The organism is Neorhodopirellula pilleata (assembly GCF_007859915.1).
GTDB classification, from domain to species: domain Bacteria; phylum Planctomycetota; class Planctomycetia; order Pirellulales; family Pirellulaceae; genus Rhodopirellula; species Rhodopirellula pilleata.
In genome coordinates, this window is the sequence record NZ_SJPM01000013.1 from 17,470 (window position 1) to 29,569 (window position 12,100).

General features: G+C 56.0%; 12 protein-coding genes. 5 read left to right on the top strand and 7 right to left on the bottom strand.

The genetic code is table 11. The annotated features are described in order from the left end of the window. Positions 1-276: 276 nt before the first annotated feature. The 5 genes from Pla100_RS23380 to Pla100_RS23400 form a co-directional block, all read right to left on the bottom strand. Positions 277-618 carry an amidohydrolase gene (locus tag Pla100_RS23380; protein ID WP_146580942.1) on the bottom strand — a complete coding sequence of 114 codons (342 nt, stop codon included), beginning with the start codon at positions 616-618 and terminating at the stop codon, positions 277-279. Positions 619-701: 83 nt separating this feature from the next. Further along, positions 702-1,292: a hypothetical protein gene (locus Pla100_RS23385; protein WP_146580751.1), complete on the bottom strand. Its 591-nt coding sequence runs from the start codon at positions 1,290-1,292 to the stop codon at positions 702-704. Between the two features lie 33 nt (positions 1,293-1,325). Then, positions 1,326-2,417, bottom strand: coding sequence for a redox-regulated ATPase YchF (gene ychF / locus Pla100_RS23390; protein ID WP_146580753.1), 1,092 nt, complete (start codon positions 2,415-2,417; stop codon positions 1,326-1,328). 145 nt (positions 2,418-2,562) lie between these two features. Then, positions 2,563-3,186, bottom strand: coding sequence for a Holliday junction branch migration protein RuvA (ruvA, locus tag Pla100_RS23395; RefSeq protein ID WP_146580755.1), 624 nt, complete (start codon positions 3,184-3,186; stop codon positions 2,563-2,565). Positions 3,187-3,237: 51 nt separating this feature from the next. Continuing rightward, on the bottom strand, positions 3,238-4,254 hold the full coding sequence (locus Pla100_RS23400; RefSeq protein ID WP_231603444.1) for a DUF6263 family protein: 1,017 nt from the start codon (positions 4,252-4,254) through the stop codon (positions 3,238-3,240). A gap of 287 nt (positions 4,255-4,541) precedes the next feature. Here Pla100_RS23400 and Pla100_RS23405 point away from each other — a divergent pair, with 287 nt between their 5' ends. After that, on the top strand, positions 4,542-5,090 hold the full coding sequence (locus Pla100_RS23405) for a MaoC family dehydratase (RefSeq protein WP_146580757.1): 549 nt from the start codon (positions 4,542-4,544) through the stop codon (positions 5,088-5,090). Then, complete coding sequence (locus Pla100_RS23410; protein WP_146580759.1) at positions 5,087-5,497, top strand: PaaI family thioesterase; 411 nt, start codon at positions 5,087-5,089, stop codon at positions 5,495-5,497. The genes Pla100_RS23405 and Pla100_RS23410 overlap by 4 nt, the downstream gene beginning before the upstream one ends. Positions 5,498-5,516: 19 nt before the next feature. Here Pla100_RS23410 and Pla100_RS23415 read toward each other — a convergent pair whose 3' ends face one another. Continuing rightward, positions 5,517-8,339, bottom strand: coding sequence for a BatD family protein (locus Pla100_RS23415; RefSeq protein WP_197168179.1), 2,823 nt, complete (start codon positions 8,337-8,339; stop codon positions 5,517-5,519). Positions 8,340-8,554: 215 nt separating this feature from the next. Here Pla100_RS23415 and Pla100_RS23420 point away from each other — a divergent pair, with 215 nt between their 5' ends. From Pla100_RS23420 to Pla100_RS23430, 3 genes are all read left to right on the top strand, one after another. After that, positions 8,555-8,947 (top strand): calmodulin-binding protein, encoded by a 393-nt coding sequence (locus Pla100_RS23420; RefSeq protein WP_231603446.1) that lies wholly within the window; start codon positions 8,555-8,557, stop codon positions 8,945-8,947. Positions 8,948-9,019: 72 nt separating this feature from the next. Then, the gene (locus Pla100_RS23425) at positions 9,020-10,381 is read left to right on the top strand and encodes a helix-turn-helix domain-containing protein (protein WP_146580763.1); all 1,362 of its coding nucleotides are present in this window, start codon (positions 9,020-9,022) and stop codon (positions 10,379-10,381) included. Beyond that, positions 10,378-10,815 carry a hypothetical protein gene (locus Pla100_RS23430; RefSeq protein ID WP_146580765.1) on the top strand — a complete coding sequence of 146 codons (438 nt, stop codon included), beginning with the start codon at positions 10,378-10,380 and terminating at the stop codon, positions 10,813-10,815. The genes Pla100_RS23425 and Pla100_RS23430 overlap by 4 nt, the downstream gene beginning before the upstream one ends. 274 nt (positions 10,816-11,089) lie before the next feature. Here Pla100_RS23430 and Pla100_RS23435 read toward each other — a convergent pair whose 3' ends face one another. Further along, positions 11,090-11,917, bottom strand: a complete 828-nt coding sequence (locus Pla100_RS23435) for a hypothetical protein (RefSeq protein WP_146580767.1) — start codon at positions 11,915-11,917, stop codon at positions 11,090-11,092. Between the last annotated feature and the right edge of the window lie 183 nt (positions 11,918-12,100).

Below are 12,100 nucleotides of genomic sequence, written 5' to 3' on the forward strand. Positions count from 1 at the left end.
CAAGGCAGAAGAACCCCTCCCAGAGGGAGGGGTTCATGGGAATCGTGGTACTCGTCAATCACCTAGAGAACCAGAGCACTGGGTGAACCATCATTCGCCTGCCGAACTGAAAGTCCTGCCCACAGTTTTGTCGTCCTCACAAGACACGACAGATGTGTGGTACAGTGAGCTGCGTAAGCGAGGGATGAGTCAATATCAATGATCCCTCGCTCACGCTTCGGGTTACGATTAACTCAACCGCCTGCTAGTGCCGTCGGCTCACTTCAATAAGCCTAACTATGATTGGTCACGAACCACTAGCTTTTCGATCGCATCGACGGCCAGTCGCAAGGAACGCGCTGCCATGACGAAATTCGTGTGACCGCTGACTTCCGGCTGGATCGATTCGTACAACTCGGTCGCTCCGCGTAAGCGGCGGAGTTTTTTCTTGGCCATCTTCAGGTACGCCTTCGGATCATCAACGGCGTCGAGGGGACCGACGGCCAAGATGAAGTCGTAGAGATCGCGAACGACCTCCCGCAGGTCTTCGTCATCATCGGCTTCATCGCAATGCTTCAAGAACGTGCGAACCATCCACACGTGAGTCAACAAAGCATCGATCGAACGAACCCGCGACATCGGGTCGTCCAAAGACTCGCTTGGCTTAGCGCTAGGAAACTCGCCAGCGGGATCGCTCGGTGAGGGTAACCCGGTCTCCGAACTCACGTCGTGGATTCTTCGGCAGGTAGCGTTTGAGGTTTGAGTGTCGGTTCAGTCGATTCGACCACCGGCGTGGACTCCGTCGCCGGCTTCGCGGGCGCGTGACCATGGGGTGTATTCATGGCGACGAGGACGACGCCGACCACAGTCAATGCCATGCCGACCCACAACAACGGGCTGACGTTCGTTCCTGCGTGCAGTCGAATAACGGAAACCAAAGCAGTCACCGAGACCGCACCGCCGAACACGATCGGCATGACCAACAATGCATTGCCACGGCTGGTCATCATCGCGGAAGTCAAGCACAACGCACCGAATGCACCGAGCGATCCGGCAAGGAAACCCCACTTGGCGGTGGGGAAGTGGGTGCCTGTGAAGTTGAATGAATCGCCTTTGACGCCCATCATCAGGAGCCCGCCGAAAATCGCAATAACAAGGTACGCGATTCCGATGAACACATAGGGTTTGAAAGGTGACCACAACGGGACGCCCTCAGGCCGAGGAGCTTGCGCGTTACCGATCGTTGGCCCGTAACAACCCCAAAAGAAAGCCGTGCCGAGTGCGAAGAGAATGGGTATCAACATTTTGTTCATGAATCCCTCAGGTGGGAGGTCGGGTAACGATCGCTAGGGGTTGATCAAGAAATGACAGATGTCACCGTCTTGCATAATGTAAGCTTTGCCTTCGGCGCGAAGTTTTCCAGCCGCTCGAATTTCTTTTTCACTCTTGTACTCTTCGAGGTCGGCAAGACTGTAGATCTCGGCACGAATGAACTTGTGTTCAAAATCGCTGTGGATCACTCCGGCCGCCTGGGGTGCGGTCGATCCGATTGCAAACGGCCACGCTCGGACTTCTTTCTCGCCGGCCGTGAAATAACTTTGCAAACCTAATGTGCGATAGGTTTCCCGGGCGATGACGTTGAGTGACGGTTCGGCCAAACCCACGTCGGCGAGCATTTCGGCCCGATCGGCTTCGTCCAATTCGGCGATCTCGGCTTCGAGTTTGGCACAAACACATGCTACACCCGCGCCCGATTTGGCGGCATGGGCTCGGACTTTCTCGACTAATGGATGCTTGCCTTCGAGATCATTCTCATCGACGTTGGCGACGTACAAAATCGGCTTGGCGGTCATCAAGCCGTAGCTGCTGATCGCGTTGGATTCGGCGGGATTGAGCGTTAGCGTTCGCAACGGTTGTTCGCTTTCCAAGTGAGCGTTGCATTTTTCGATCACCGAAACCCGCAACAACGCTTCCTTGTCGCCACTGCGGGCCGAACGTTGGGCTTTGCCGAGCGCGTTTTCGAGCGTTTGCATATCGGCCAATACCAATTCGGTCTCGATCGTATCGATGTCGGCGATCGGATCGACATTGCCCGCAACGTGAGTCACGTCGGGGTCCTCGAAACAACGCACCACTTGCATGATCGCATCGACTTGGCGGATGTGAGAGAGGAACTTGTTGCCCAGTCCTTCGCCTTCGGCGGCCCCTTTAACGATGCCGGCGATGTCGACCAATTTGAGCGCCGCCGGAATGATTTTCTGAGGGACGATGAATTCCGTGATCCGCTTCAAGCGATCATCGGGAACACTGACGATTCCCTCATTCGGCTCGATCGTGCAGAAAGGGTAGTTGGCGCTCTGCGCGGCGACGCTGCACGTGAGGGCGTTGAACAACGTGCTCTTGCCGACATTCGGCAAACCAACGATTCCGGCTTCCATCGAAAACTCTACGAGACGAACCAAACGCCATCAGCGACGCCGCGCCGATGGCAAGAAATTGAAAACGATCGGCACTTGAGTGCCTGGGACCGATGTTATCGCCGGAGTGAGCCGTTTCGTCGACCCGAGGCAGCCCCGTAATTCGCTATTTGGATTTTTGGTAAATCGCGGTCAGCAAAGACTCGGTATCCTTGAATTTCTTGCCACTTTGGACCGCTTCGTCGATCAGCTTCCGCGCGTCCGCTTCGCTGTGTCCGAGCGTCACCAACGCGACGAAAGTTTCCTCGATCACCGGCGATGATTCTCCACTACCTTCGGACAGCTCGTCGCCCGCGACCATCAACGCGAAGCGTGGCATTTTCCGACGCAGTTTGGCGATAATCCGTTCACTGGTTGCCGGGCCGACGCCGGGCAACGCGGACAGTGACTTGGTGTCCTGCTCCTCGATCAAGATCGCCAACTCCCGAACCGGACGGACCATCGCCCGCAAGGCTTTCTTGACACCGACGCCGTCGACGCTGCAGAACAGATCAAAAAACTGGCGTTCGGGCAGCGTCAAGAACCCGACCAGCCGAGGGGTCAAACGTCCGCCCTGGGCGTTGCCTTCGATGTAGTCGAGCGTGTGCAATCGAACCTCTTGGCCGATCTTGGACTGCAGTTGCCGACGCGTGAAATCGCCCACAAAGACTTCGTAATCAAACGGAGAGGCGGCGATCGTGACGGACGTTTCACCAACTTGGACAAGCTTACCGGCAATAGCGCTGATCAAGAGCGGGCTTTCAAAGGAAGGATGGGTTCGTTGTCGAAGACGAGCGAACCGTTAGCGTTGTTTGGCGTCCGAATCCGCTTTGGCGGACTGCGTGTCGCCGCCCGTCGGAGTATCGTTCGCCACCAACTCTTCGGTCATTCGGGCGCGATATTCCATCATGCTACCGGCTCCCTGGAAACCGACAACGGTCTCATCCCAATTTAGTTCTTTGCCCAGCAAATAGCCGTTGTCGATGTCGAACCGAATGCTGCCGTTGCTGAGTTGTTGAACGACTTGGGCTTTGATCGATTCTTCGGTGATCGGCGTGAGCGTTTCGCTCTTGACGTCGATCGTCGCCACGCCCGTTTTGACTTTCTTGAGCGTGTAGACTTGTCGGATTTTGATCACCTTGACCAACCCGTCATCGGTGCGAGCCTGGATCTCCGAGGGAACTGTCCATTTGGTCCCGATTGAGACCGGTTCGGCCGGTAGCGATAGCGTCAATGCGCCCATTCCCAGGGAAGCCTTGGATCCGGCATGACTTTCGCGACGAATTTCGTCGCCTTTTTGGTTGATCGTGACCGTGGCGAGGGGCTTTCCGATTTGTTCGGCCACGACGCTGAAGATCTTTGGCGGCTGTTCACCCGAGACACTGTCCCATCGAACTTCGTCTTGATCGCCGTTCTTTTGGGTCATCGATACGGATTCGATTTGATGATCGAATGTCATCTCGGTGGGTTGGACCTCGCGTACGTCCCACGACCGCACACTGGTGGTGTGGACGTTGGCGATCTCTTCGGTACCATTGATCCGAGTCTTGGTCTTGGCAACGTGCGTGACCTCGTATCGAATTTTTTGATTGGAATTGAGTTTATGGCGAAGCAGATACGTCTCGTCGCCGGTCGTTTCGGACGGCGAGTTTGAATCCGCCTTCACAAGCACGCTCGGCCCGCCCGCTTGTTGTTTCTCAGCAGGTGTTTCTCCGGGCGAGGCTGCAGGGGTGATTGCACCGGCGACAACGGTCAAACCGAAAGCAACGATTCTGGCGGCGATTCCGGCGGTGGGGCGAAGCGGATGATGAATCAACACAACCAATTCCTCATGAATTCGAACAGATGGGCAAAACCAGTCTCGCAAATAGCAGAACTTTCCCGCCGTTTCCAGAGTAACATCATGAACTCGAATCTCCCCCAAACTGACTATTTGGACTAAGATGCTCCCAGTTCCAAACGAATTAACCGCCTTTGCCGAGAAATCGTACCCGTTGATTGACCCCCGTGGCACACTCCAAAGGGGAGCGTTCGGTTTCCAAAAAGAAGGCAACGAACGCAAGCCATCCGAAAGTCCGTTTGCTTACACAGAGTTAGTTTGAATTGATGATCATTAAGAAAGACGACATACTTCGGATGTCGGCGATCGAGCCGATCGCCTCGGATCTGCTTTATTACGAAGATCTGGTTGTGGGGCAGCAGTGGACCAGTCCCAGCCGACAAATTACGGCGGACGATGTCGAGACGTTTTCGGAACTGACGGGCGACTTTGATCCTTTGCACAAAGGCAACGACGGCTCTCCATTCGGCCGCCCGATCGCTCATGGGCTTTTGGGGCTCAGCATCTTGGCGGGCCTAAGTACCGAATACCCCCGGGCGGCGACGTTGGCACTGGTCGGCGTAACGGACTGGCAGTTTGAAAAACCGATCTTTTTCGGCGATACGGTTCATGTGCTTACTGAGGTGACTGAAATTCAACCTCACGGTCGTCGTGCCGGTCGGATTACGTGGTTGAGGAAACTGATCTGTGACGACGGCAGGGTCCTTCAACAGGGCGTCTTCATTACGTTGGTGGCGTCCCACTCGCGATCACTCGCAAGCCACACGTCGCAACAGACCGAAAACAAACCACGCGTCCCACGGCAACCTCGGTGAGCCAGCGATTTTCGGACGCACCCATTTCTCGTTTGGTCGGCTTTCAAGTTCGTCCATTGGAAGAAACTGATTCGAACAATGAGTTTCTCGGTCGCGCGATCGTCGACATTCAATGCGGTCCACAACATCACAACCCGATGGGACGTGTCCATGGAGGGTTGGTGTCCGCCCTGGCCGACGCAGCGATGGGAATCGCATTCGGACGCACGCTACTGGATACCGAAGACTTTTCGACGATCGAAATGAAAGTCAGTTTCATCCGGCCGGTTCGTGAAGGACTGCTGAGCGCCGACGCCAAAGTCATCCAACGCGGTCTGCGGATCGGTTTCGTCGAATGCGTCATCACCGACCAACGTGGCAAGTTGATCGCAACCGGTTCATCGACTTGTACGGTTCTGTCGCGTTAAGAGCCTATCCGAACAGGGGTCAGATGGGCACCAAGTCATCACGCCGGGCCCATCCGCTTTGGGACGTCGTGCCCTCGATCAGGCACCAATCGCCACGCTGTTGGCCAATGACAAACGAGCGACCTTCCACGCCGGCCAACTCATTGACCACTCCGAACGACTCGCCGTCGCCACCACGAAGTTCCAAGGTGTCGACCACACTGATCGCTAAACCGCTGCGTGGTTCGACTTGATCGAGCGTCACGATGCAACAACCGATCGACACAACAAGCATCAAGGCCGAAAGCCACCAGCGTCGGCCTGAGTCCTTCCGACTCCCCGCCAGTCGCCACCAACCAAGCCACCAAAGCAACCCGCCGACAACGAGCCACGCCAATGGCATGAACCAATGCCTGAACCCGAGTCCCAATCGGGCTTGGGCGATGATCAGATTGGCCTGATTCCGCACGTCCCATGGCGTGAACGTTTGGGCGATACGATAGTGGGCAACGCTGCGCCCGAGTTGATCGACTTGAAAGTAAACGTTGCCGAGATTCTTGTGGATCGCTCCATTGTCGATCCCACTATCGATCAACATCTGGTACCTCTTCGCAGCGTCAAGATATGATGTCCTCGCGCGACCGACATCGCCTTGCGATTTCCACTGCGAAGCCGCGTGATACGCTTGATCGGCTTCATTCAGGACGGTCGCCTGTTGAGCCTCATCGAGCAGCACGACCGAGGTCGCTGCCCAAAGGTTTGGCATCAGGTTCCAACTTGCTAGCGCGAACAAAGCCATCGGAGCGACCGAGCGACGCACCGTACCGAGAGCCGACCCCAACTCGTGGGAACTCGCTTGACGGCGTTTGAACACGAAGCGATTGTTTGATTGGGCTGCCGCGATGGTTTCCAACCATTGCTGGGCATCGTCGATGAGGCTTCGCCTTTGATCGTTCTCATTGATCGTTGTTGTTGCGGTGTTGTGACAACGATGGGCTAGTGACTCAAGCTCGGCCGCCTTGTCCGAATAGCCGTGTGATCGCAGGACGCCCAAGCAGCGATGCCAATCCACGTCAGGACGAAGACCGAAGCTTCGTTGTACATAAGTTTGCAAGATAGCGGGGATCTCATTGGGCGTTGAAACATCACCAAGTTGATTGGCGGCAAACTGTTTTGCCGGTCGCAAACGCTGAAACATCAATGGAAGATGGCCGCGATGGCGAACCAAGGTTGCAATCAATCCGATCACCAGCGGCAAACCATAGACCAACCAAACGATTCCCTTGAGCGAACCACGCTGTTGATTTTGTAGAACGACTGGGCCGGATTCATTGGCGAGTAACCAACGAAACGGCGACCAATCCTGCAGCGACGAGGGGCTCGATACCGCGAGCGGCTCGTCACTCGATGTAGTGGATTCGGATCGATCCTCGGGACCGACGATCGAATCCATTGCCAATCTTTCAGCCTCTTCCACCTTGATCGCGATCGGCTCGGTTTGGATCGTTTCGAACGTTTCCGTTTTGGGGTCAAAGAAACTCATTTCGATCGAAGGGATCGAATCCACGGTTTCGTCGATCGGGCGGATGGTGGTCGTGAAGTACTTCACGCCATTCTGAATGAATCCCGCGAGCGGTTGTCCGTCGATGCGAAACTTTTCCCGCAAGTGATCCAGTGGCGGGGCTTGGACGCTATCCAAGGGACCGTCACCGGACACGCCCAATTGTAATGTAATCGGATCACCCGCACTGACGCGTCGCAAATCTGTCTTGGCAATCATTTCATAGCGACCGACCGCACCTTGAAACGACGCCGGTCGTCCTTCGCGGGGAATCGGTACGACCTGAGTTTGATCGACCTCGGCTGTCGCGGCGATCGGTCGGGTTGCCGCGACCACCAGTCGCGAACTCATGGCGGAATCAAACCGGTCACCAAAGGGCGAACCGAACTGGCCGCCGAAGGCCTCGTCGAACATGCTGCGGCGTTTTTCGATGCGAAGCTCAAGCGGGTAATTCATCGCGATCAACACGTTGCTCGCGTCGATTTTTCCGGGCTTGTTCGGATAAATCGTCGTGTCGATCTCGTAAAGGTAATAGCCTTTCGACTCGCCCTCGGGCGTCTTGCGCACGACGTTCTCACCACCGGGGCGTTTGCGCTGTTGGGCCATGTCGGTCATGGCGGGCTCGAAAGGGCCCCATGAAGTACGGTCGGACAGCATCTGCCACATCTCGCCCTCGCTGAGCAAACGATCGAGCGTTTCGTCGCGGTAGGGACGCACCCAAATTTTTAGCGTCAGTTCCAATGGTTCGCCGACGTAGACGCGATCCTGTTTTCCGACGATTTCGACCAACATTAAATCGCCCGTTTCGCTGACGGATGCGACGAAACCCAGAGGTGATGTCTTGACCAAGCGGCCGTCGACGGAAACTTCCATCGGCGGAATTTCGAACGTGCCCGGTCGCGTCGGGGTGATCTCGTACACCAGCGTGACGGATTGTCGCGAGGACATGCGGCCGTTGATGATCGTCGTTTGAGAACTTCGCCTCGGAACTCCGGCGGATTCGATCGTCAAACCATCGACCGTCGGAATCTTGGGCGGCTCGTAGGTTTCGGCGTCTTCGATCGTGATTTGCAAATCGATCGAATCGTTCACGTAGGCTTGCCCGCTCGACAACCGCGCGTCGACCTCGGCACCGCTGGAAGGGGACGCGAGCGTCACCGAAATACAGGCTAACACCAACATCCAAATGCGTCGCATCGTGGGATCGATCAGCGACGGATTCTTAACGTGGCGTCGATTTTCAGTCGACGTTTCCGAGAATGGCGACTGAAAGTCGCCTCCACGTAGAAAACTAGTTAGCATCAGTTTCCCGCGTCGCATCAGGCTCCATCTCCTCGTTTTGGGCAGGTCAACAGAAAACATCGTTTACGCCGACCGCGGGGGTGGGGTTCGGGTGAGGAATTTTAGCAATGAAACGACTCATCTGATCGCCCCGGTTGTGCCGATGAAAGGGGTGTTGCTGTCTAGGAGGTCGGTTGGCCTCGGTTCGTTGCGATGTCGCCAAACGGGAAATTCACGTGATACGTCCATCCATTCTGTTGTCCGTCGCCGCAGTGATCCTGGCGATTTCGACTTCCATGACCACACCATCCAACGCCCAAGGGGTGCCCGGCTACGGAGCACAAAACCCGCAAGGTTTTGGTGCCCAAGGCTACGGAACCCAACCCGGCTTCGGACAAGCCTGGGGCAGTTCAGCGGCCAACGTCGATTGGAACCGATTTTATCACTACCCCTACGTTTATTACCCCCAGAACTTCTGGGGACAAGAGTATTTTAAAAGCAGTGATAGTTTGTACCACCGCTATCCCAACGAGATGCGAATCCCGGTTTATAATAAGCAGTGGCACAACTACTATCCGAGCAATCGCCGCTTCCACCGCGGCAATCACTTCATTCTCGATACGTTCTAAATCACGCTGGACGATTCTCACTCACCGTCGACGCCGAAACCGAAACGCAATCGCAACGCTCAACTCGTTCGATTGCTCGACGCCGCCGATGCGTGCGTGTGGCTGATCGATTCCGACTCGAGCGTGGTTTTCGTTTCCGACCCGATGCGAGCTTGGCTTGAGATCGAATCGGACCTGCCCGCCGAGGTGGTGCAGGCACTCCTGCCGCCGTCGTTCGCGCGGGGATTACCGGCTGCCGTCCACGGGGCTCGTTCCGACCGTGGCCATCAAACCTGCCGCCTCGTGATCCCGGCAATGGCGGCCGAGGATCACGTTCCGCTCAAAACCGCAACGGCGCATTTCGTTGTGCTCGGTGGTGGTCAGTCTCATCCAGACTCGGACTGCCCGACGCTCATCCTGGGATGTCTCGGCGAATTCGTTTCCGATGCCGACATTCCCTGGGAAGTTTGGTTCGGTGAATCGGGCATTCGCGATGCCGCCGAAGCGGCTGATGCGATTTCGAGTATGCGTGCCGAACGCAAGGCTCGTTGCCAAACGCTCATGGCTGGAAACTCTTCAATCTCGCGTCGATTTCGAAACCGAGTCGACTTGGCATGTCGCGTTCGCAGTCATGTCGGTCTGTCCGGTGATCCGGGTAGCGGCATGAGCGAATTGGCATCGGTGATTCATCACGGTGATGCGGACCGCGCGAACGAACCGTTCGTATGTTTGGACGCTTCGTTGATGGACGCCGAGCTGTTGGAGGTATACGCGTCGCCCGCGATCGTGCCGTTGTCCGATTCAGAGTCGGCCCGATCAACGTTATGCCTGGATCGTTTCGACGAGATGCCTCGCGACGGGCAGGATAGACTCGTGCAGTTTCTTCAAACGTTTCCAGAACGATTACGTTTGATCGGGATGATGAACGCCGATTCGGACGAACCGCTCGCCGATCAACTTCGCGACGAGTTGCACGATGCGATGTGCGTATTGCCCATCACGGTGCCCCGGCTGCGCGAACGACAAGAAGACCTCCCGGCGATGGCTCAAAGCCTGGCTCGTTCGACGCGGCTATCTCGCGAAGCGATCGAGTTGGTCCAGACGTATCCTTGGCCGGGACAATGGGACGAATTGGTCGCCGCAATGCGTTTCGCCGAAGAGGTCGTGCGGGGCGAGCGAATCACACGCGAGCATTTCCCGCTCGCCATCCGTTCGTTTCGCGTCTCCAACACGTCCACGGCGCAGGCTGTTCGCCACGAAACGTCCGTCGTGATCACAAGAAAAGAAGAGCCACTTCAGGCGTTTCGCATCGAGTCGCTCGATGCCGCTTTGGCGGCCTACGAGTCGGAACTGATCACCAAAGCGATGCAGGCCGCCGGCGGCAACAAAGCCGACGCGGCTCGCCGATTGGGCATCAGCCGCGCTCGATTGTTGCGTAAGTTGGAAAGCGAATGACGTTCGCATCAAGGCTGCCGATCGCCCCGGTTCCCGATCATTGGTGTTGGATCGGTGAGGACGACTCCGCTTACCTGAGGGGACTGATCGATTGGTTAAAATGCCGACGAAACGCGATCGATCAGGCGAACGATTATCATGTTCAACTTCTGAGCGTCAGTTCAACGAAGAAGATCCAGAAGTTGCTCGCCAAGACGAAGGCAGATGTGTTTGTGTGGTCGATCGACCGAGAAGGGATCGCCACGTTGATCCGCGAGATCGTTTGGTTGAAAGCTGTGCAACCGAATGCATTTCAGATCGCAGCCGGCCCCGCATCACCTGCTGAACGAAACGCATTCTTCGAAGCCGGCGTGCGATTGCACATCGAACATCCCACTCAATGGCACTCGTCCCGTAGGCTGGGTCGCAGCCGCTTCGGCGTAGACCCGGCATAACGCAGATATCGCGGCTCTTTGACGACGATCCAGATCAAGCCTAGTGCGACGGGCCAGCAAACACATCAGTCCGTGAATGCATGGGAATTGGAAAGTCAACGACCTTCCGTAATTCATTACTGAGGTGTTAACGCAGAGTTCGCCGAGACGCAGAGGGCCGCAGAGCGTGGTATTTGACGCAAGTCACCGATCTCTGCGCACCTCTGCGTCTCAGCGTGCTCTGCGTTAAAACTCACACTTCGAAGTTACTTCGCTAACTGGTTTTCCTCGAAACTCAGGCCACTGAAAGTCGCCACGACGGATCTTTGAACCGACTCAACAGCGATGCACCGACGCCCATTATGAATAGGAAAGCTAACACGGAAGGTTCAGGCACGGCGACCGCTTGCGTGGTGAAGGCGAAGTCGTCGATGTTGAAGGAACGAGAGCCAGAAGAGGTCGTCGTCGATGGTCGAGCGACAATGTTGATCGCCGTAATCGATGCGTCGGTTGGTGCTTGAAAGTCAAATAAGACCGCAACACCTCCGAAATTATACGTATAATCCACCGTACTAGAGAACGAGTTTGAATTCATCGCACTGTCGGTATAGAAGACTTCAATCTCCATATTGTCATCATCGGTGCTCGACGCAATCCGACGTACTGCGAACGCAACTCGGTTGATCACTTCGGTCGTGCTTGAAAGCGATAGATCAACGCTGACATTGTTCCTGCTGTTGAGCCATTGATTGCCTGAGAAGAAAGGTGACGATGTCCCAAAGGAAATCGCAAACGCATTCGTCGGAGATGGGCCGGGATCTTGTGTCCCTAACAACGTGATTGTCTTGCCGCCGTTAGCGTAGGTTCCGATCACGGTTTGCGGATCGGGTCCTAACGTGCCGTTGTCAAAATTGATCACGCCACCCATTCCGGCATTCCACGCGTCGCGAAACTCACCTTGAAGCTGCAGCCGAGCTGGTTCGGATTGAGGAATGTTGCTCGCGATGTCGGTATTGCGATTTTGCGGATTGAAATCCCCGACCGTCACAAAAGCTGCCCGACTGATACCACTCAACGCCAGCCACGAAAACACCGCCAGCAGAATCATCCTTGAACATTTCATTGCGTTTCGAATCCTATCGTTAGCTGGGAAGGGCGCAGGATTCTAAAGTGAACCCCCGTCCCATGTCATCGCCCCTCGAATGGGGCCGGGGCTGGCGTTAGGGCTGAGGCACCGATCGTCATCCATGGTGCGATTTGGCCGATTCGCTACAATAAGCTCGTTCGCTATGCTTCTCTCCATTCT

Bases quoted from the DNA above. Each gene is read 5' to 3' on its own strand.
- Pla100_RS23380 (WP_146580942.1), bottom strand. From the start codon at position 618: ATGTCGCGGGTTCGTTCGATCGATGCTTTGTTGACTCACGTGTGGATG.
- Pla100_RS23385 (WP_146580751.1), bottom strand. From the start codon at position 1,292: ATGAACAAAATGTTGATACCCATTCTCTTCGCACTCGGCACGGCTTTC.
- ychF (WP_146580753.1), bottom strand. From the start codon at position 2,417: ATGGAAGCCGGAATCGTTGGTTTGCCGAATGTCGGCAAGAGCACGTTG.
- Pla100_RS23405 (WP_146580757.1), top strand. From the start codon at position 4,542: ATGATCATTAAGAAAGACGACATACTTCGGATGTCGGCGATCGAGCCG.
- Pla100_RS23415 (WP_197168179.1), bottom strand. From the start codon at position 8,339: ATGCTAACTAGTTTTCTACGTGGAGGCGACTTTCAGTCGCCATTCTCG.
- Pla100_RS23430 (WP_146580765.1), top strand. From the start codon at position 10,378: ATGACGTTCGCATCAAGGCTGCCGATCGCCCCGGTTCCCGATCATTGG.
- Pla100_RS23435 (WP_146580767.1), bottom strand. From the start codon at position 11,917: ATGAAATGTTCAAGGATGATTCTGCTGGCGGTGTTTTCGTGGCTGGCG.